This is a genomic window from Komagataeibacter sucrofermentans DSM 15973, assembly GCF_040581405.1.
GTDB classification, from domain to species: domain Bacteria; phylum Pseudomonadota; class Alphaproteobacteria; order Acetobacterales; family Acetobacteraceae; genus Komagataeibacter; species Komagataeibacter sucrofermentans.
In genome coordinates this window covers 147,624-168,662 of sequence record NZ_CP137159.1, presented here as the reverse complement: position 1 = coordinate 168,662, position 21,039 = coordinate 147,624, and the positions used below count along the sequence as shown (strand labels likewise).

Genomic DNA, 21,039 nt, shown 5'->3' with positions numbered 1-21,039 from the left:
CCCCCTGGAACGGGATCATGATCCCGAAGAGGTGGATAATGGGCGCTCCGTCCAGTTTTCCTCGACCACGATGTATTCCTGCTCCGCATGATGCTGGACCTTCTGGGGTCTCTGGCAGTTTCCGGCCAGGAATACGATGGCGGTATTGACAACAAGGCCGATCAGGCCGGGATTGATGCCGAGCGTATCGACTCCGCTCAGATAAAGTCCGCACCCCAAGGCATCACCCAGGATGATCCCGGCGCATAGCGCACGGGGTCTGACGCGGATCGACAGGATTGCCAGAAGGAAGCAGGGCAGGAGCTGCGTTACACCAAAATACGTCATGTTATACAGGTGAGCAACCAGTGTAGGCACCATGGTCGCCAGAACCATGGAGACGACAATATAGAGCATGATGACCATCTGTGAGGCGGTTTTCTGGCGTTTTTCCGGCAGTCCGGGCACAAGGTTGCGTGCAACCAGCGACCCGATGACAAGGCATGTACCAGAAAGCACCACCAACGCGGACAGGGCAGCCCCGCCCGCCACAACCCCGATCATGGCAGGCGGCAGGAGGGTTTTTACTGTCTCGATAAAGGCATCATTGGGAGAAGAGAGGGTCAGGTGATGATACTTGGCATAAAAGGCGATCAGCATCATGAACGGAAAGACTACCATGTAAAGAGGCATGAAGATCTGTGCCCGCATTACGGTCCGTGCGCTGCGCGCCGTCATCAGGTACGCGCAGGTCAGTGGAAAGATGGGCATGCCGATTGCCTGAAAAAACATCGTGGACATGGCAAAGCTTTCCTGCCGGCCGGTGATTGCCGTGTTGTGCAGTTCATCCGTGCCGATCTGGAACAGGGTGGCGGGGTTATCTGTCTTGAGTAGCGCCATGACGATCGTGCCGATAATGAACAGCACGAGCAGATCCTTCATGACCGAGACATAGGCCGAGGCCCGGATGCCGGAAATGGCAATATACATAAAAACGATCCCGCCCGCGGTCAGCATGAGCAGCCAGCGTGAGGAGACGATGTTCAGTCCAGACAGCACAAGGGTCAGGCCGGAAAACTGGATGGTCGCCCACGGGATCATAAAAAATATGATGTTGAAGGCAACGGTAATTTCAAGCGCACGGCTGTTGAACACCTTGCGGAAAATGTCTGGCACAGTAGCAGCGTTGGTATTGCGCGCGAGTTGCCAGATGCGCGGGGTGAGGAAATAGCCGACAGGATAGGCCAGGAGGACATAGGATAGGAACCATGACGCGAACGGGTACCCGGAATGATAGATGCCGCCGGGAAAGGCAGTCATCATGCCGATACTGTAGGTCTCGCCAATGCCCAGGAAGAATATGAATACCGAACCAAAGGACCGTGAGGCCGTAAGATAGTCCTTGATGTTCTGCGCACCGGCACGCCGCTTTGAAATGATCGCCACGATGATCGACGCGGTGAGGATAAGAATGAAGAAGATGATTGCCATTAATACGCTCCCGGCGCACCAGAAAGAAACCTTTTTATTTCAACGTATTCTGTAAAGAACGGTTGGTGGACTACCCTGTATTGGCGGATGTGGTGTTGGCCGCCCAGCTATCAGGCGATGACGGAGAGATCTGCAGATGGTTCTGGAACTGCTCGAGAAAGATACGTTCACTATTGCTGTAACGCCCGTCACGATTCCACAGTAGGAATATCCCCGATGTGGTGATGCCAGAGGCCGGTGGCAGGCGCCACAGCCTGCCGGCATCTACCCATGGCTGCGCAATATGTTCAGGTAGGCACCCGATCCCGTAATTTGCAACGATCATGCGGGTGATTTCCTGGATGGAACACGATGTGCCCGCTATCCATCCGCTGAAATCCATCTCGTTACGGAAGATGGTGATGTTGGAGAGAAGCCCGTCAATCCTGTCCGCTTCAGAGCGGACGAAATTCTCCTGCGCCAGATCCCGCAGGGAAATGTCATTCTTGCCAAAAAAGCGGTGGGATCGCCCGCAGTACAGGCCATAGGACTGCTCCATGATCAGCGAGCGCCCGATGCGCGGAAGGGCGCGCGGGCAGAGCCCTATGCCGATATTGGCCGTCTTTTTCTGGAGGGAACTGAGGATGTCCTCGCTGCGTATGCAGATGATTTCAAGCGATATGCGTGGAAAACGCTCGTGAAAGCTGGCCAGGAACGTATCATACGTAACGGATTCAATGCTGCTGAGCGTAAGCAGGCGGATATGGCCGCCCACTTCTTCCGCCCCTGATTCGATCTCGTTGCTGATCGCCTTGATCGAGCCATAGATATCGGATGCCAAACGCAGCACCTTCTCGCCATGGCTGGAAAGCGTAAAGCGGCTTCCGTTACGGACAATAAGGGCATAGCCGATCTGCTTTTCCAGCCGCCGCAGGGCCTGGCTGACCGCTGACTGCGTCAGGCGAAGGCTGCTGGCCGCGCGCGTGATGTTGCCTTCATGTGCGATGGCGATGAACGTGCGCAGCAGGTTCCAGTCCAACCGGTCGATCAGTTGTTCACTTTTCCTGGGGATGCCATGGCCCGCTTCGGCCGTTCGGTTGGCAGGATCAGACATGGGTGGAAAAGAGAGCGTACTCATGGGGATACAGCCCGATTTCTGTTTTCAGGTTACAGGGCTTCATAAACCTAACCTGCGGCATTACATGATGTCCGTTCGTACTTTCATGGCGACGTACGCCGGGTACTGCACCGGACCTGCAGCGCTATTTCTGTCAGGAGCCGGAGCGTCAAAACGTTACATATACATAATGAGATATTCGAAAGCATGATGTCAATTAATCATTCGGCCTGCCCATCATTATTTCTGTTTCTGGCCACCGCATGCGGATGAGAATGCGGTGCGGTCGAGCTTGGACAGATGGGGCATGATTCGCAAGAGCGTTAAAGTATATATTTTCGGGAACTAACGAATATATTTCATAAGGCATACAATTAATGGGCATTATTATTAATTTTAATGACTATTTATTGTTTTCATATCGAAAGGTTCGTGTAATTATGATCGCATAGTAGGAAAAATGATACGGCTGTGTCCGTTCGCCCTGTGTGCGTCTTTATGTTTTCCGGAGGCTTATCTGTGACCCTTCCATCCGACTCCTTCTCCGCAAGTGAGTGGAAAGCACGTTGTGAGCTCGCTGCGCTCTACAGGCTGATTGCTCATTTCCGCATGACGGACCTGATCGATACCCACATATCCATGGCCCTTCCCGATGATCCGGGGCATTTCCTCATCAATCGCTACGGCAAGGTTTTTGACCAGATGCGCGCCAGCGACCTGGTGCGGATTGACAAATTCGGCCATGTGAAGGAGTTGCGGCTGGAGCAGTCCAATGTGAATGCGGCGGGCTTTGTCATCCATTCCGCCATTCATCAGGCCCGGCCTGACCTGAAATGCATCATCCATACCCACACGCCAAACGGGGCTGGGGTTTCGGCCCAGGAGGACGGGCTGCTGCCAATCAGCCAGCATGCCCTGAAGTTTTATGGCTGCCTGTCCTACCATGACTATGAGGGGATCGCGCTGCGGGCCGAGGAAAAAGAGCGCCTGATTGCTGACCTTGGCACCAATAATGCCATGATCCTGCGCAATCATGGCTTGCTGGTGGGGGGGCGGCATGTGGCGCATGCCTTCCACGAAATCTATTTCCTCGAACGCGCCTGCCAGATCCAGATCCATGCGCTTGCCGGGGGTAGGCAACTCTCCTACCCGCCGGAGGATGTGCGGCGGCGTACGGCGGAGCAGTTCCAGCGTGAGGAGGCTGAAGAAATCATCCAGCGCGCCTGGACTGCGGCTCTCAGCCTGATTGCGGATGAAAAAGAGTCATACTGTTCATAATGCGACAAGTGGCCAGAAGGTTTGGGAATGATGGAAAAAATGTCTGACGAAGCCGATATCCTGGAAATGAAGGACGCCCGTTACCTGATGCATCCCTTTACGGATGCACGGGCCAACCTGCAGGGCGGCGGGATGGTGATTGACCGGGGCGAAGGCGTTTTTGTCTACGATAGTGCCGGCAAGAAATACCTTGAGGCAGTTGCCGGGTTGTGGAGTGTCGGCCTTGGCTTCAGTGAACGCAGGCTGATTGATGCGGCTGTGCGCCAGATGGAGAAGCTGCCGTACTACCACACCTTCACCGGAAAATCGCATGCGCCGCAGATAGAATTGGCCGCCCGGTTGGTAGAGATGGCGCCCGTGCCGATGAGCAAGGCGTTCTTTACCAATTCCGGGTCAGAAGCCAATGATACCGCGATTAAGATGATCTGGTACCGCTCCAATGCATTGGGAGAGACAAAGCGCAAGAAGATCATCAGCCGCAAGCGGGGCTACCACGGCATCACGATTGCCTCTGCCAGTCTGACCGGCATTCCTGTCGATCACCAGTCCTTTGATCTGCCGCTGCCCGGTTTCCTGCATGTGACCGCGCCGCATTACTACCGCGAAGGCCTGGAGGGCGAGAGCGGGGACGCATTCTCGACCCGGTTGGTGAACGAGATCGAGGCGCTGATCGTGGCCGAGGGGCCCGAGACCATTGCCGCCTTCTTCGCCGAGCCCGTTATGGGGGCGGGCGGGGTGATCGTTCCTCCGCAGGGCTATTGGGAAAAATTGCAGCCCGTGCTGAAAAAATACGGCATTATCCTGGTCGCGGACGAGGTTATCTGCGGGTTTGGCCGGACCGGGCGCATGTTTGGCAGCCAGACCTTTGATATCCGACCCGACATGATGATCCTGTCCAAGCAGCTTTCATCATCCTACCTGCCCATTTCTGCCATTCTCATGAATGACATGGTGTTTGAACCGATTGCCGATGAGTCGCACGCCATTGGCGCCTTTGCCCATGGCTTTACCAACGGTGGCAACCCGACGGCCGCTGCCGTGGCGATCGAGGTGCTGAACATCATGGAAGAGCGCGACCTGATGACGCATGTCAGTGATGTCAGCGTACATTTCCAGGCGAGGTTGCGCGCACTGGGCGCCTCCTCCACGCTGGTGGGTGAGGCGCGTGGCGTGGGGCTGATCGGGGCGCTGGAACTGGTCATGGACAAGGCCACGCGCTCCTCGTCGCTAGAAGTCGGGCAATTGGCGAAATATGCTTTCGGGCTGCTTCAGAACAAGGGCGTCATTGCGCGTGCCATGGGCGATACGCTGGCATTTTCGCCGCCATTGATCATCACGCGCGAGCAGGTCGATATGATTTTTGATGGCGTAGCGGATGTCCTTGCGCAGATGGAGCAGGAGATCAGCTCCGGCCAGTTCTACTGAGTGATTATGGATCAGACTTATATTATTCACTTAAAATGAATAATGTAGAATATAAATAAAGTAATATGTTTGTAATGGAGTTGTGAAATGGTTTTCATCGCCGTTTATGTTGAAGACGATGCTGACTATTTCAGGCAGGTAAAGGAAGCGTTTGCCGAGCGGGCGCCAGATATCCATGTGGTGGACTGGGCTACCGCCCTGGAGGCGCCCGACAGGATTGACTACGCGCTGGTATGGATGCCCCCTGTAGGCGACCTTGCGTGCCTACCTGCGCTCAAGGCGGTTTTCAGCCTGTCTGCCGGGGTTGATCATATCGTGGCGCGCGATCCCGACTGGCCGGTGCACCTGCCGCTTATCCGCATGGCGGGAGAGGAAACCGGCCGCCTGATGGCGGATTACCTGCTATGGGCCTGTATCAGCGTAATCCGTGGCGCACGCGGGTGGGCGTTACAGCAGAACGAGCGGTCATGGAAACGCACGGTCGTCACGCGCTCGGCAGCAGACTGTGTCGTGGGTATCATGGGGCTTGGGCAACTGGGTCGTTATGTAGCCGGGCATCTCAGCCAGTGCGGCTTTACCGTGCGGGGCTGGTCGCGCTCGCCCAAGGACATCGAAGGGGTCAAGACCTTTGATGGGGCAGTCGGGCTGAAGCCATTTCTGGCCGGGGCCGATATCCTCATCTGTCTGCTGCCCCATACCCCCCAGACCTGTAATATTATCAATGCCCAGGTGCTGCGGGGGCTTCGACCCGGCGGGGCGTTCATCAATGTCGGGCGAGGGGAGCACGTTGTTGAAAGCGATCTTTTATCGGCACTGGATGACGGTGTGCTGTCGGCCGCTGTGCTTGATGTTTTCGAGCATGAGCCGCTACCGGTGACTTCGCCCTTATGGACGCATCCATCCGTAATCGTCACGCCACATATCGCATCGCAGGCTTCGGTCTGTGCCCGGGTCGATTATCTGATTGGTTGCATAAGGACCCTGCAGCGCGGGGAGCGCCCGGAGCAGGTTTTTGATATCAGCCGGGGTTATTGAAGGCGCCGATAGCTGCTGGCTGACATAAATAAATTTATGACAATCATTATAACCGTTTATACCAATACTTAAAATTGAGCCTATATGGCTCATATTGATGCAAAAATACCAATGGAACGAGAAACGTTAAAATATCGGACATTTGTCTCTTGAAAAATGTTACGAACTAATAATTAAATGTCGTTACGGAAACCCATCGAGAATGCAGGTTCATCTTAGTTCCTGCCCGGTCTTCATCTTTTTCATTTATGCCATCAGTTTCTTCCCGAACGGGACGACAGGGAGAATATGAATGCGATTTTGTTCCTTCGGTGCTCTTGTGTTGTCTACAACCGTCCTGTCGGGCCTGATTGCGACACAGCACAGCGATGCAAAAGCGGCCACTCCTCCGGCCACGGCCCGCAATCGGCCCGCCAGGGTGCATGCTGGCCCCTCGCCGCAGCCCGATACCAGGCCCGCGGGCATGGTTGCCCGGGGCGACGGGGAAACCATTCACGTCAGCACCGGCATGCGTACGCCAAACGGCGTGACCGGCACGACCCCCGGTGGTGGCCTCATGCCAGTACAGACCGTGCCAAAGGCGCGCAGTGAAGTAACGCGCGATTTTATTGCCAAGCAGAGTTCCAATACAACGCCACAGGCTCTTGTGGCCATGATGCCGGGTGTGGCCTATGCCCGTACCGACCCCTATGGCCTGACGTCCCGCGCCCTTGTGGTGCGTGGCATGAACCAAAGCGAAATCGGGTATCTGGTTGATGGCGTGCCGCTGGTGGATGGTGTGTATTACCAGCCGGATTCCATCGGCAGTTCACCCGATGCCGAAAACATGTCCTCGGTTTCCCTCACCCAGGGGTCGCCCGATATCACGAGCCCGTCCTATAACGCGGTTGGCTCATCTGTTGACGTCACCTTGCGCGATCCTTCCCGCCGCCGGGGCGGCATGATCGAGAGCAGCTACGGCAGCTATCACATGAAAAAGGAATTCGTCCGGTTTGATACCGGTGAAATCGGGCATACAGGTATCCGTGCCTTCATGTCCTATTCCTACATGTTCAGTAATTTCTGGCAGACGCCGGGTTCCATCAACCGCCACCATGTCGATGCAAAGCTGGTGAAGGAATGGGGGCAGGGGAACAGGGTTGCCGTAGAGATGATTTTTGGACAGTACTCGTCCAGCGGCATCAACTCCAACGGTGCGGCAACGCCAACCATGGCGGCCTTCGAGGCTAAAGGTACGTCCTCACTCTACCTCAACCCGAACTATACACCCGGTAGTCCCAACTATTATCGCATGAACCGCCTGATGAACAAAACCATCGCGGTCATGGCACCAATGAAGTTCAACCTGGGCCATAACCTCAACCTGCATCTAACGCCTTATTTCATCAACTGGGACAAGGACAGCGGGTTTGGTGAAAACATCAATGATTCACAGGCCTATCTCGGCACACAGAACGTGGGCGCGCTCAACCTGCCAACGGCCGTGACCCTGGCCAATGGCACAAGGGTCGATACGACACAGGTCGTCGATGAACAGCACCAGCATACCCTGGCGCTGATGGGGCATCTGGACTGGAAACACAGGAACAACCTGTTCCGCATCGGGGCCATGTATTCCTATCTTGATATGGTGGAGCCGGCCAATTATGCCGCTGTCGGCCCCAATGGCCTGCCCGCCAATGCCTGGGGGCGATACAGTGTCAAGGATGCCGCGGGTCAGGCGCTCAGCCCGTGGAACCTCGTTTTCCGCCAGCAGCAGGTCTCCATCTATTTTGATGATACGCTGTCGCTACTCAATGACCGCCTCAAACTGACTGCCGGTTTCAAGGAAGTCATGATCAATCGCTGGGCCACGAACGACCTGCCCGGCATTCCTGATCGCAAGAATGGCGGCAACTATGCGGAGCCGCTGCCTCAGGTCGCCATCAGCTATAACATCACGAAGCATGACCAGATCTTTGTGAACGGTACCACCAGCTTCCGCGCTCCGGACCGGACCGAAGCCTATCTGGACATGTATGATGCGAAGTCTCCTTCCCCCATTGACGTGCATCCTGGTAACCTGAAGCCAGAATATGCGATTGGTGAGGAAATCGGCTTCCGCCATAACGGCCTGGTACATATTGCCGCATCACTGTTCAACTACAACCTGACCAATCACGACGTAAACTCGACCGCCTATTCATCCGGTGGCTCGCTCGTGACCACGCCGATCAACATGGGTGGTGAAACCGTGCGTGGCGCCCAGCTCGAGCTTGGTCTGCGGCCATGGCACCATTTCAGCCCGTATCTTTCGGGGTCTTATGTCCATGCCACAACGGACAACAATTTCCAGATCCAGGGTACCTATATCGATACCCGCGGCAAACGTTCGGTCAATACACCTGAGTTTACGGGGGCAGTCGGCCTTTCCTATGATGATGGCACATTCTTTGGCAATTTCGGGCTGAACTATATCGGCAAGCGCTATACGACCTTCATGAACGATCAGGACATTCCCGGTTATCTGACATCCGACATCACGCTTGGTTACCGGCTGCATAATGTCCGTATCGACAAGTTCATGGTCTACAAGCCGCAGTTCCAGCTCAATTTCATGAATATTGGCAACAACCTGTATTACGCCCAGGCTGCCAGCTTCACGCCAACGGCCAAGGGTGTCCGTGCGGCAAACGGGCAGTGGATCGCCGCTGGCCAGCCCGGCTACAATATTGGTGGTGGTTTTGCGATGTCTGGCGCGCTTACGGTCGGGTTCTGATGCCGTGCGCATCTGGCTACATGGAGGCGGCAGGAGCGTCACCGCCCCTGCCGCAGCCAGTCATTCCGGTCTCTGCTTCCCTTTACATGAAAGCGAGCTTCCAATGCCTTCAAAGAGCAGCTTTATTATTGGACTTGTCATTCCCATGGTCATGATCGACCTGCTTTTTCCCGTAATTGACAAGGTCGGGATTGATATTGCTGGACTGCCTTTCTTCATGGTCTGGATCTTTGCGTGGTTCCTGCTGACATCGGGCTGCCTTGGTCTGTGCTGGGTCATGTTCGACCGCAGGCATCATCCTGAATGATGCGGCATGGCCCTCATATGATGGACAATGTGCCCGGTGGCCTGCGGGTGGGGAAGATGCGAGATGTCTGACGAAGAAATCGGTTTCATATCAGCAGCGGAACTGACCGCGCATTATGAGAGCGGCCGCCTCTCTCCCGTTGAGGTGGTGGCTGCGGTTCTGCGCCATATTGAAGCGACGGAAACAAAGATCAACGCCATGGTCGAGGTGACCGCCACGCAGGCCATGGACGGTGCCCGGCGGGCGGAGGCGGCCTACCGCTCAGGCACGGCCCGCCGGCTTGAGGGCGTACCGGTTACCATCAAGGACCTTCAGGAAACCGCGAATATCCCGACCCGCTACGGTTCATGGTCGCGCAAGGATAATGTGCCCATCGTGGATGCCCCGTGCGTCACGCGGCTGCATGATGCTGGCACAGTGATGCTGGGAAAGACGACCGTGCCGGAATTCGGCTGGAAGGGTGTCAGCGGGAGTCCGCTCACAGGTGTAACCAGCAACCCGTGGAAGGCAGGATACAACGCAGGAGCCTCCTCAGCCGGGGCGGGGGCTGCGGCGGCAGCCGGCTATGGCCCTCTGCACCAGGGCGGTGACGGAGCCGGTTCCATCCGCATGCCCGCGCATTTCTGCGGGGTGTTTGGCATGAAACCGACCCATGGTCGGATACCGAACTGGCCCATCAGCAATAATGACCTGGCAACGCATATGGGGCCGCTCACGCGTACGGTAAAGGATGCAGCCCTGATGCTCGAGGCCATGAGTGGCCCGCATCCGTGGGATTATACCTCCCTCGAAGCCGCGCCTCTACCTTATTCAACCATGCTCTCCGCCCCGCTCAGAGGGCGCCGGATCGCCTATAGCCCTGACCTGGGGCACGCCCGTGTCGATCCCGATGTGGCCGAAGCCGTTGCGGCGGCGGTTGGTGTGTTCGAGGCCATGGGGGCCACGGTCGAGGAGGTCACTCCTGCCTGGGGGCCAAAAGGCCCGGAACTGGCGCGTTTTTTCTGGCCTGCCACCTATAGCGCAAAATGCACGCTCCTGCCTGAGTGGGAACCGCTGATGGACCCCGGCCTGGTGGCGATGCTCAAGGAAACGCAGGGCCGCACGATGCAGGACTTTACCCTCGCGCGTGAGAGGCGTTTTGCCTACGCGGTCGAAATCCATGAGTTCTTTACCCAATGGGACTTCCTGCTCACGCCCGCCGTCAGTGTGACGGCATTCCCCGCCACGCAACTCCAGCCCGATACATGGCCACGACATGACTGGGATTGGCTGAGCTGGGCGGAGTTTTCCTATCCCTTCAACTGGGCGGGCAACCCGGCAGCCAGCATCCCTTGTGGCTTTGGCGCTGACCACCTGCCGGTGGGCCTGCAGGTGGTCGGCCGCCGCTTTGATGACCTGGGCGTGCTGCAGGCCTGCGCAGCATGGGAGGAGGCCCGCCCATGGAGCGCGGTGCGACCTGACCTGAACTGTCTGGAATACATCAGGGAGAAAACATGATGACATGCCCATGCCCTTTCACAACTCCGCATGATCTGGCGCATCAGGATGGAACGGCATTGCAATGATCCCCTGGCACAGGCTCCGGTGCCTGCTGTTCCTTTTGCGGGGCTGACTTAGTTTTTCATATCCGTGTTTGTCTGGCCGGTTCGGAGCAGACCGCATGAGCCATGGCGGTGCTCAGGGTGACCGGCTCAGGTTCGCGTGTTCCCGGTTTGGGGCACATCAAGAAGCAGAGATGATTTCCATGACTGAATTATGTGAACTATCGGCCGTTGAGCTTCTATCGCTCTATGCCGCTCGGAAGCTCTCACCGGTAGAGGTGATCCGCGATGTCATCGCCCGTTCCGAGGCGGTACAGCCGGTGCTCAATGCGTTTTGCAGCCTTGACCCCGAACGCGCCCTCGCTACCGCAGTCGCGGCCGAGCGGAGCTGGGCGGCTGGCCTGCCCACGCGCCCGCTGGAAGGCGTGCCGGTTTCCATCAAGGATACGGCCATGGTGAAAGGCTGGCGCTTTGCCCGTGGTTCGCGCCTGGCCGAACATAATCCACCCGCAACACAGGATTCTCCCTCTGTCGAGCGTCTGCGCCAGGCTGGTGCCGTGCTGTTTGCCTCGACCACCACCTGCGAAGGGGGCTGGAAGGCGGTGACCGACAGCCCGCTGACCGGCATCACCCGCAACCCGCATAATACCGACCACACGCCCGGCGGCAGCAGTGGCGGGGCGGGGGCCTCCATCAGCGCCGGGTGTGGCCCGCTGGCACTCGGCAGCGATGGCGGCGGCTCCATTCGCGTGCCGGCCAGCTTCAGTGGCGTGTTTGGCTTCAAGGCAACATTCGGCCGCGTGCCGATGTACCCCATCGGCCCGCATTATTCCGACATGGCGCATTTTGGCCCGATGACCCGTACGGTGGCGGATGCTGGCCTGATGTTCTCTGTTATTGAAGGGCGTCATCCGTTGGACCCCTTTACCACCGATCCGCTCCCGGCCTCGGATTTTCCGGTCACACCGCTGCCTCTGGCAGGGGTAAGGATAGGGGTAACGGAAGATTTCGGCTTCATGAAGGTTGATCCCGAAGTGGCGCAGGTGTACCGCGCCGCCATCGCGCGCATCGAGGCGGCTGGTGCCGTTCTGGTGCCGTTGGCCCCCATGGAAGACTGGCGCCCGACCTATCGCACGTTGTGGCAGGTGGGGGCATGGCAGTCCCAGCGCCGCCTGACCTCGGCCGAGCGTGACCTGCTTGACCCCGAATTCCGTGGCTGGGGCGACCATGGCGCGCATATTCCCACCGGGGATTACGTTGATGCGATGATGGCGCGGCTGGCCTACCGCCAGGAATGCGCGCGCCTGCATGCAGCGGTTGACTTTGTCATCTCGCCCACCGTTTCCATCCTGCCGCTCAAGGCGGGGCTGACGGTGCCCGATGACAACTGGCCAGACTGGCTGGAATGGGCCGGGTTCTCCCTGCTGTACAATATGACGGGCCAGCCTGCCTCGTCGCTGCCGGCGGGATATTCTTCGGGTGGTCTGCCGGTGGGCATCCAGATTGGTGGCCGCATCAATGATGATATCGGCGTGCTGCGCCTGAGCATGACACTCGAAGGCCTGCTGGCTGAGGCGCGCCCCGATCCGGCCGCAGCCTTTGACAAGGCCATGCGGAAAAGCTGATCCCCGCGCGACCGCAGTGCCATGATGCTGCGGTCGCGCTCTTTGTAATGCAGTACTGCCTGCCACGCATGTGTCGATATTTTCGCAAGAGAAACATGATGATGTCTTACCCCGATACCCTGTTGTTTATTGATGGCCAGTGGCAGGCAGCCAGCGATGGGCGTACGCTTGACGTGCTCAACCCCGCGACCGGACAGGTGATCGGCACTGTCGCCCATGCGGGGCAGCCCGAACTGGCGCAGGCGCTGGCAGCGGCACGGCGCGGCTTTGCCGTATGGAGCGCCACGCCCGCCTTCGCGCGCTACCAGATCATGCGCCGCGCTGCCGCGCTGCTGCGTAAACGCGCAGAGGAAGCGGCAACCTGCATGTCGCTCGAACAGGGCAAGCCCGTGGCGGAGGCGCGTGCCGAGATGGCGGCGGCCGCCGATATCATCGACTGGATGGCAGAGGAGGGACGGCGCGCCTATGGGCGCCTCGTACCCGCGCGCCTCATGGGGGTCACGCAGTCTGTCATCCGCACGCCCGTTGGCCCGGTTGCGGCGTTCTGTCCGTGGAATTTCCCGGTCAATCAGGTCGTGCGCAAGGTCAGCGCAGCACTTGCCACCGGGTGCTCCATCATCGTCAAGGCCCCGGAGGAGACACCGGCCTCGCCTGCGATGCTGATCCGTGCCTTTGCCGATGCGGGTGTGCCTGCTGGGGTGATCGGGCTGGTATACGGCACGCCCGCCGAAATCTCGGAAACGCTGATCGCCGATGATATCATCCGCAAGGTCACCTTCACGGGGTCAACGGCGGTTGGCAAGATCCTGGCATCCCTTGCGGGCGCGCACATGAAGCGCGTGACCATGGAACTCGGCGGTCATGGTCCGGTGATTGTCACGGCGGATGCCGACATCACGCGTGCGGTTTCCCTTCTTGCTGCAGCCAAGATCCGCAATGCCGGGCAGGTCTGCGTCTCTCCCACGCGGTTCCTGATCGAAAAAGGGGTCTTTAAGGAATTCCGGGCCGCCTATGTCGCCCACATGCAAGCGCTTGTGGTGGGCAATGGCCAGCGCCCGGGCACGCAGATGGGGCCCCTGGTCAGCCAGCGGCGGCTGGAGGCGGTCGAGGCTCTAGTCAATGAGGCGCGCGACAGGGGCGCAAAGGTGGAAACCGGCGGCATGCGCCTGGCAGGGCCGGGTTATTTCTATGCGCCCACCGTTTTGACGGGGCTGACGGCTGATATGCGCATCATGAACGAGGAGCCCTTTGGCCCGATCTCGCTGCTCTGCCCCTTCGATACGCTGGAGGATGCGATTGCCGAGGCCAATCGCCTGCCATACGGACTGGCGGCCTATGCCTTTACGGGGGCGGGCGGGGTTGCAGCGCGCCTGCGTGATACGGTGCGTACGGGCATGTTGACCATCAACCATATCGGCCTGTCCCTGCCGGAAATTCCCTTTGGCGGGATCGGGGATTCCGGTTATGGCTCGGAAGGTGGCTCGGAGGCGCTCGATGCCTACCTCGATACCCGTCTGGTGACGTCAATGGATTATATATGAACGGGAGGCATCCGATGGACGTGCCTGTCCCTTGTGTTGGCGAGGCCAAAACCGAAGCCGACTTTGAAGCGGCGCTGATCATACTTGAACAGCCATCGCAGCCCGTATCGGTGGAGGAAGCCACCCGGATCGCGCGTGACATGTTTGGCATGACCGGCATGGTGTCACGCCTGCCGGGAGAGCGCGACCGGAATTTCCGCCTCCGCACCGCCCAGGGCGGGGATTACGTGCTGAAAATCGCCCACTGTGCCGAACAGCCGGATATGCTCGACCTGCAGGACAGTGTCCTGCGCTACCTCAGGGCAAAAGACCCGACGCTGGCCGTGCCGGAGCTGCTGGAGCCATCCGTCCCGCGTGCCGTCTGGCGCGATCAGGCGGGAGAAGAACGGATCGTGCGGATGGTGACATTCCTGCCCGGCACGCCACTGGGCAACCGGTCAGCCACGGTGCCACTGTGCACCTCGATCGGGGGGATGCTGGGACGGCTGGACCAGGCATTGACGGGCTTTCACCATCCGGCCCAGTTCCATGCCCTTTTGTGGAATTTGCGCAATGCGGCCTATATGCGCAATTTCATCCGTTATTTCCCCACCGAGGAGCAGAAGGCCCTGGCTGACGCCGCGCTGGCGGCATTCGAGCAGCAGGTGCTGCCTGTCATGGCGACATTGCCCATGCAGGTGATCCATAACGACTTCAATGTTCATAATATCCTGTGCAGCGCGCACGCCATCGAGGGTGTGATTGACTTTGGCGATGTGATCCGCGCCCCGCGCGTGCAGGATCTGGCAATCGCCGCATCATACATGATGGGCACCGGCACGCAGCCAGTGGAGCAGTTCATGGCCATCCTTTCCGGTTATTGCCAGACCATTGCGCTCACACGGGCGGAACTGGCCTGCCTGCCTGCCATGATGGGTGCGCGGCTGGTCATGTCGCTGGGCATCAGTTCATGGCGGGCCAGCCGCAATCCCGCCGATGCCCCATACATCACGCGCAATCAGGCGATCGCGTGGGAGGGCCTGGCCCGGCTGGAGGCGTTGCAGGACACCCTGCGCGACAGGATGCTGACTTTCGCCGCCGCCACCAGCACAGGACCATGAAAAAAGGTTAGTCAGATGCACAAGAACGCCAATATCACGATTGATGGTCTTCGCCTGAACGAGGACATCGCCTTCACGTCCCGTTTTGGCGCAACGCCACGGGGCGGCATCCGCCGGCTGGCCCTGTCGGCGGAGGACCGCCTTGTCCGTGACTGGCTGGCCGCGCAGGGTGCGGCACTTGGCTGTTCCCTTGCGGTCGATACCATGGGCAGCCAGTTCCTGCGCCTTGAGGGGAGTGATCCGACCTTGCCCCCGCTGATGATGGGCAGCCACCTCGACACCCAGCCCACGGGTGGCCGCTATGATGGCATTTATGGCGTGCTGGGGGGGCTGGCCGTCTTGCGGGCCTTCCGTGCGGCGGGATATGTGCCGCGCCATGCAATCGAACTGGCCAACTGGACCAATGAGGAAGGGGCGCGTTTCGCCCCGGCCATGACGGCATCAGGCGTTTTTAGCGGTGTGTTTACGCTGGAGCAGGCCTATGGCCTTGCCGACCGTGATGGAGTCCGTCTGGGTGATGCCCTGCAGGCGATCGGCTATAAAGGCGATGAACCCTGTGGTGCTCACCCGCTTGCCGCCTATTTCGAGTTGCATATCGAACAGGGGCCGGTGCTGGAAAACGAGGGCAAAACCATTGGCGTCGTGACGGGCGTGCAGGGCATGCGGTGGTTTGACGTGACCCTGATTGGCCAAGAAGCCCATGCCGGCACCACCCCCATGGAACTGCGCCGGGACGCGCTGCTCGCAGCAGGCCGCCTGATGGTGCTGGCGGCGGATGTGGCGGCAGCGCACGGGCCCGATGCCAAGACAACCATCGGCATCATTGACGCAAGTCCCGGCAGCCGCAACGTAGTGCCGGGTGAAGTGCGCATGACGCTGGACCTGCGCCACCCTGATGATGCGGTGATCGACAGGATGGAAGCTGACTTTCGCACGCAGGCGGGCGAGATTGCACGCAGGGCGGGCATTGAACTGTTGATCGAGGAAAGCTGGGGCTCGCCTTCCGTACCGTTTGACCCGGCCTGCATCGGTATGGTGCGCGATGCGGCGGCAAAGGCGGGGCTGAGCCATCGCGACATCATTTCCGGCGCGGGGCATGATGCGGCCTATATGGCCCGGATTTGCCCGACGGCGATGATTTTCATTCCCTGCCGTGATGGGCTGAGCCACAACGAGGCTGAATATGCCGAACCGGATGATATCGTAGCGGGTGCAAACGTACTGATGCGTGCGATCATGGCAGCAGATGAGCATTTCGACCTCGCCTGAGGCCTGTCTGGTGAGCGGAATATCGTTTCCTGTATTCCGCCAGATAGAAACAGCAAATCAAGGTCTTTTCGATAACCGGCCCCTCCCATCTCCGGTCTCAAGGAATGATTGCCGACTGTAGACGTAATCTGAAGCTGGCGCACGTGCGATAACGCGACCAGATACATATCAAGGTCGATGCTATGGCAGGTCTCCCGATCGTAGATCGGGGCATGTGTCTGGCCAGGGCCTGGTAGGTTCTGTTGACAAAAGACAGTAGCTGTTGATTTTCACTGAGAACTGACCCGGGTTTTTCATCAGGAATTGACCCAGCCAGATGCTATTTCAGGCATAGTGAGGCGGGCGGTCAAGAAGAGGATCTGTCCTTTTTGTTTTTTGACGCGGCGGTGCTGGCGCGGAACCTGTAGCTGTCATTTCCTGTCTCGAGGATATGACAGTGATGGGTCAGCCGATCGAGGAGCGCCGTCGTCATCTTCGGGTCACCAAAGACATCACCCCATTCACTGAAGCTGAGATTGGTTGTGATGATGACACTGGTGCGCTCGTAGAGGCGGCTGAGCAGATGGAACAGCAGGGCGCCCCCTGATGCACTGAAGGGGAGATAACCGAGTTCATCAAGGATCACGAGATCCAGGCGGAGCAGCCTGTCGGCAATCTGCCCGGCCCGGTTGGTGATCTTTTCCTGTTCGAGCGCATTGACCAGGTCGACCGTTGACCAGAAGCGCGCCTTCTTGCGGTGATGGGTGATCGCCTGGATGGCCAGCGCGGTCGCCAGGTGGGTTTTCCCGGTTCCCGGGCCACCGATCAGCACGACATTTTCAGCACGCTCGATGAAGTCCCCGCCATGGAGCTGGCGGATCATGGGCTCGTTGACCTGCGTATCGGCAAAGGAGAACCCGGACAGGTCCTTGTAGGCGGGGAACCGGGCGGTCTTTGTCTGGTAGGCGATGGAGCGGACTTCGCGTTCGGCCAGTTCCGCCTTCAGGAGCTGCGAGAGGATGGGGATGGCCGCCTCGAAGGCGGGCGCGCCCTGCTCGATGAGGTCGGCCGTGGCCTGGGCCATGCCATACATCCGCAATCCACGGAGCATGACGACAAGTGAAGCAGCAGCAGGATCATGACGCATGGCGGCTGTCCCTTCGCAGGATGTCATACCGCCCTGTATCGGCGCACGGTTCGTGTGCGAGCACCAGGGCCTGTGGGGCATCAAGCCGGGGAACCACGGTTCTCTTGGCATCGATCAGGCGATGAAGCGTATTGAGAACATGGGTCTTGGTCGCCACGCCGTCTTCAAGTGCCAGTTCAACCGCGCAGAGGACAGCCTGCTCATCATGCTGCAGCACAAGGGCCAGGATTTCAGCCATTTCCCGGTCGCCTCCAGGCCGCCTGAGCAGTTGATCCTGCAGGGTCCGGAAGGCGGCTGGCAATTCGGTAAACGGCGCGCCATTGCGCAGGGCGCCCGGTTTGCGCTGGATGACCGCCAGATAATGCCGCCAGTCATACACCGTGCGGCCTGGCACACCATGCGAACGCGTGATGATCCGGTCATGCACGCACAGAACCTGCCCTTCGGCGATAATGCGTAGCCTGTCGGGATAAACCCGCAGGCTGACCGGACGATTGGCAAAGGAGGCCGGCACGCTGTAGCGATTGCCTTCGAACTGGATCAGGCAGGTTGGTGAGACGCGCTTGGTCTGTTCGACAAACCCGTCAAAGGGCCGCCCCGGGATCATGAGGTGGGGACGTTCGCTGGCATGGACCTCGGAGACGCTGTGCGGCAATTCAGCATGCTGCAGCCGTTCCCAACAGTCCAGGCAGCGGGCTTCCAGCCAGGCGTTCAGCGCCCCCAGATCAGGAAAGGCAGGCAGATCCTGCCAGATCTGGCGCCGGGCATCCTGCACGGTCTTCTCGATCTGCCCTTTCTCCCATCCGGCTGCCGGATTGCAGAAGGTCGCCTCGAACAGATAATGGCTGGCCAGGGCCATGAAGCGCAGATTGACCTGACGTGCCTTGCCCGACCCAATCCGGTCCACGGCGGTCTTCATGTTGTCAAAAATACCCCGCCGCGGCACGCCACCGAGCACGCGGAAGGCCTCGGTAAGCGCATCGAAAAGCATCTCGTGGGTCTGCAGGGGATAGGCCCTGAGTATGAAGGCCCGGCTGAAGGACAGTTTGGTGTGGGCAACCTGCAGCTTGACGCGATGCCCGGCAATCACCGCCCAGTCCTCGCCCCAGTCGAACTGGAAGGCTTCCCCGGGCTGGAAGCACAGGGGCACGAAAACACCCCGACCCGTTGTCTGGCGTGCCTGGCGCTGTTCGTGTTTCCACTGCCGGATGAAAGCGGCCACCCGTCCGTAGGACCCATCATAACCCAGCGCCACAAGGTCTTCATGCAGTCGTCGCGCCGTGCGCCGGTTCTTGCGGGGGCGAGCGGCTTCCAGGACCAGCCATCCCCTCAGCCTGTCAGCAAACGGGTCCAGTCGGCTGGGACGTTCGGGAACCTGAAACCGTGGTTCAATACTCTGTGCCCGGAGATATTTCCGGATCGTATTGCGTGACAGTCCCGTCCGGCGTTCGATCTCGCGGATCGGAAGATGATCCCGGCAGTGCCACCGACGGATCACACTCAGAAGCTCCATGTCAATCACTCCTCAAACCCCCAGCAGATGCTGCCGGGGAGTGTGAAGGCATGGGTCAAATCTCGATGAAAATTTCCGCCCTACCCGGGTCAGTTCTCAGTGAAAATCAACACACGGCGCTTTAGAAGAAAATCCACAAGGTCCCGCGGCGTTTTCATGCTCTCCGATTATGCTCCGGATCACTATTCCTGCGACGCGAGAGAGGACAGGATAGTGCGGACCAGCGGACAGGGGGTTGCGTTTATGCCAATTTATCCGCCAATATCTGGCATATGATTGCGTCAGAAATTTCATTCATGATATATGATGCCAGTGAAACTGGATGCGATTGATCGGCGTATTCTTCGTGTTCTTCAGGAAGATGGCCGCTGTCCCAACAATGAACTTGCGAGGCGCGTCGGGCTTTCTCCCTCGCCGTGCCTGCGCCGGGTGCGGATGCTGCAAGAAAGTGGCGTTATCGAGGGGTATGTCGCTGTTGTGAATCCCGCAAAAGCCGGGTTCGGCGTAACGGCTTTTGTCAGGATATGGCTGACGGGAGAAGACGAGCGGCAGTCCGAGCATTTCGTCGAGGAAATCGGGAAGCTTCCGCAGGTGACGGAAGCACATGTCCTTGCGGGAGATTGTGATTTCCTGTTGCGCGTTGTTGCAGAAGACCTTCCAGGACTGAGACGTTTTCAGCGTGAACACCTTGCACGGATCAAAGGCGTGCGAAGTATGAAGACCGACATCCCCCTCCTGAAGGTCAAGAACGCAAGCTTTGCATAAGATATCTCACCCATCATGCTGGAGATGCTGGAAGCGAAGCGGGCTGCAGGTTATATTGGCGCGTGCGTGAACGCATCGTCCGGAGATCAATTCTTCGCTTCTGATCTGACAGAAGGCGCGACATTCAGGCACGCAAATACGCCTGAAGGCGCGGAATGACAAAGTCCAGAAACACTCTCACGCGCTGGGGCGTCTGTTTGCTGCCAAGATAGAGCGCATGGATCTCTTCTTCATCCTGCGCGTCCGCATGGGCCAGAACCTCAACGAGACGGCGGGCCTTGATATCATCGCGCACATGGTAGTCGCCAAGCCGCGCCAGCCCTGCACCCCGCAATGTCAGGCGTCTGACTGTTTCGCCATTATTGGCGAGCAGGGGGCCTTGGACGATACGATCTGCGATGCGGCCTTTCTCCTGCAGCGGCCAGACAGGGGCGGCACGCCGGAAATTGAAGCCAAGGCATTTATGATGGTCCAGATCATCAATGCTCCGTGGTGTACCAAACCGGTTCAGGTAATCTGGCGACCCGACAATCTTGCGTCGGGCCGTGCCGATACGCCGGGCTGTCAGATTTGAATCCTGTATCGGTCCGACCCGAATGGCGACATCCGTGCGATCAAGATAAAGGTCCGTCAGTTCGTCGGAGAGCGACAGATCAACGATGATATCCGGATAGGCATCCCAGAACTCTGGAAGGAGAGGCTCAAGCGCCAGCGCTCCGAAGGCAACCGAGGCGTTGATGCGCACAGTGCCGCCCGGCCGAACCGATCCTGTGGTGAGCGCATGTTCCATATCGTCAAGATCAGCGATCAGCGCCTGAGCACGCTCGTAGTAAAGCTGCCCTTCCGGCGTGACGGAAAGCCGCCGTGTCGAACGTTCAAGCAGGCGTACGCCAAGGCGTGTCTCAACGCGGGCAATCAGTTTGCTTATCGTCGAGGGCGTTGTCATTGACAGGCGCGCTGCTTCGGAAAAACTGCCGCGTTCCACGACACGCAGAAACATCTGCATTTCGCCAATCCGGTTGTCCATCAGCGCCTCTTTGATGAAACGGGTTCACAGGTGATGTGGAGAAGCGACAGATTATCAAAGCCTGTCAAGTTCATCATGTTGTGTAGGGAACAGATGCCGCTCGCACCACTGATGCGCCGTCATATTGAAAATTCTTCCGGAGATTGGCTCTGAAGCCTGGTCA

At 58.7% G+C, this 21,039-nt stretch carries 16 protein-coding genes; 11 read left to right on the top strand and 5 right to left on the bottom strand.

Annotated elements, in window-relative coordinates:
- Positions 1-15: 15 nt before the first annotated feature.
- Both R5N89_RS15880 and R5N89_RS15875 read right to left on the bottom strand, forming a co-directional pair.
- Entirely contained in the window at positions 16-1,470 is a 1,455-nt protein-coding gene (locus tag R5N89_RS15880) for a sodium:solute symporter (RefSeq protein WP_110570118.1), read from the bottom strand.
- Positions 1,471-1,540: 70 nt separating this feature from the next.
- A complete protein-coding gene (locus R5N89_RS15875) occupies positions 1,541-2,587 on the bottom strand; it encodes a LysR family transcriptional regulator (RefSeq protein ID WP_244192295.1) in 1,047 nt (348 codons plus the stop codon).
- 498 nt (positions 2,588-3,085) lie between these two features.
- On the opposite strand from R5N89_RS15875, the gene R5N89_RS15870 reads away from it, so the two are divergent.
- The 10 genes from R5N89_RS15870 (at position 3,086) to R5N89_RS15825 (ending at position 16,445) form a co-directional block, all read left to right on the top strand.
- Positions 3,086-3,844: a class II aldolase/adducin family protein gene (locus R5N89_RS15870; RefSeq protein WP_167400911.1), complete on the top strand. Its 759-nt coding sequence runs from the start codon at positions 3,086-3,088 to the stop codon at positions 3,842-3,844.
- Between the two features lie 39 nt (positions 3,845-3,883).
- Positions 3,884-5,269: an aspartate aminotransferase family protein gene (locus R5N89_RS15865; RefSeq protein ID WP_110570128.1), complete on the top strand. Its 1,386-nt coding sequence runs from the start codon at positions 3,884-3,886 to the stop codon at positions 5,267-5,269.
- An 87-nt stretch (positions 5,270-5,356) separates the two neighbouring features.
- Positions 5,357-6,304 carry a glyoxylate/hydroxypyruvate reductase A gene (locus tag R5N89_RS15860; RefSeq protein WP_110570121.1) on the top strand — a complete coding sequence of 316 codons (948 nt, stop codon included), beginning with the start codon at positions 5,357-5,359 and terminating at the stop codon, positions 6,302-6,304.
- 319 nt (positions 6,305-6,623) lie between these two features.
- On the top strand, positions 6,624-9,062 hold the full coding sequence (locus R5N89_RS15855) for a TonB-dependent receptor domain-containing protein (RefSeq protein ID WP_354680730.1): 2,439 nt from the start codon (positions 6,624-6,626) through the stop codon (positions 9,060-9,062).
- A 103-nt stretch (positions 9,063-9,165) separates the two neighbouring features.
- The gene (locus tag R5N89_RS15850; RefSeq protein WP_110570123.1) at positions 9,166-9,369 is read left to right on the top strand and encodes a DUF3311 domain-containing protein; all 204 of its coding nucleotides are present in this window, start codon (positions 9,166-9,168) and stop codon (positions 9,367-9,369) included.
- A gap of 63 nt (positions 9,370-9,432) precedes the next feature.
- The gene (locus R5N89_RS15845; protein ID WP_110570124.1) at positions 9,433-10,866 is read left to right on the top strand and encodes an amidase family protein; all 1,434 of its coding nucleotides are present in this window, start codon (positions 9,433-9,435) and stop codon (positions 10,864-10,866) included.
- 247 nt (positions 10,867-11,113) lie between these two features.
- The gene (locus R5N89_RS15840; protein WP_110570129.1) at positions 11,114-12,535 is read left to right on the top strand and encodes an amidase family protein; all 1,422 of its coding nucleotides are present in this window, start codon (positions 11,114-11,116) and stop codon (positions 12,533-12,535) included.
- Positions 12,536-12,633: 98 nt separating this feature from the next.
- Positions 12,634-14,076 (top strand): NAD-dependent succinate-semialdehyde dehydrogenase, encoded by a 1,443-nt coding sequence (locus R5N89_RS15835; RefSeq protein WP_167400912.1) that lies wholly within the window; start codon positions 12,634-12,636, stop codon positions 14,074-14,076.
- A gap of 14 nt (positions 14,077-14,090) precedes the next feature.
- A complete protein-coding gene (locus tag R5N89_RS15830) occupies positions 14,091-15,176 on the top strand; it encodes a phosphotransferase (RefSeq protein WP_110570126.1) in 1,086 nt (361 codons plus the stop codon).
- A gap of 15 nt (positions 15,177-15,191) precedes the next feature.
- Positions 15,192-16,445, top strand: a complete 1,254-nt coding sequence (locus tag R5N89_RS15825; protein WP_110570127.1) for a M20 family metallo-hydrolase — start codon at positions 15,192-15,194, stop codon at positions 16,443-16,445.
- 346 nt (positions 16,446-16,791) lie between these two features.
- Here R5N89_RS15825 and istB read toward each other — a convergent pair whose 3' ends face one another.
- Both istB and istA read right to left on the bottom strand, forming a co-directional pair.
- Positions 16,792-17,571: an IS21-like element helper ATPase IstB gene (gene istB, locus R5N89_RS15820; protein WP_110570286.1), complete on the bottom strand. Its 780-nt coding sequence runs from the start codon at positions 17,569-17,571 to the stop codon at positions 16,792-16,794.
- Positions 17,561-19,084 carry an IS21 family transposase gene (gene istA, locus R5N89_RS15815; protein WP_110570287.1) on the bottom strand — a complete coding sequence of 508 codons (1,524 nt, stop codon included), beginning with the start codon at positions 19,082-19,084 and terminating at the stop codon, positions 17,561-17,563. The genes istB and istA overlap by 11 nt, the downstream gene beginning before the upstream one ends.
- Before the next feature lie 312 nt (positions 19,085-19,396).
- Between istA and R5N89_RS15810 the strand changes: the two genes are divergently transcribed.
- Positions 19,397-19,849, top strand: a complete 453-nt coding sequence (locus tag R5N89_RS15810) for an Lrp/AsnC family transcriptional regulator (RefSeq protein WP_110570169.1) — start codon at positions 19,397-19,399, stop codon at positions 19,847-19,849.
- Between the two features lie 124 nt (positions 19,850-19,973).
- On the opposite strand, the gene R5N89_RS15805 is transcribed toward R5N89_RS15810, so the two are convergent.
- On the bottom strand, positions 19,974-20,876 hold the full coding sequence (locus R5N89_RS15805) for a LysR family transcriptional regulator (RefSeq protein ID WP_110570168.1): 903 nt from the start codon (positions 20,874-20,876) through the stop codon (positions 19,974-19,976).
- Between the last annotated feature and the right edge of the window lie 163 nt (positions 20,877-21,039).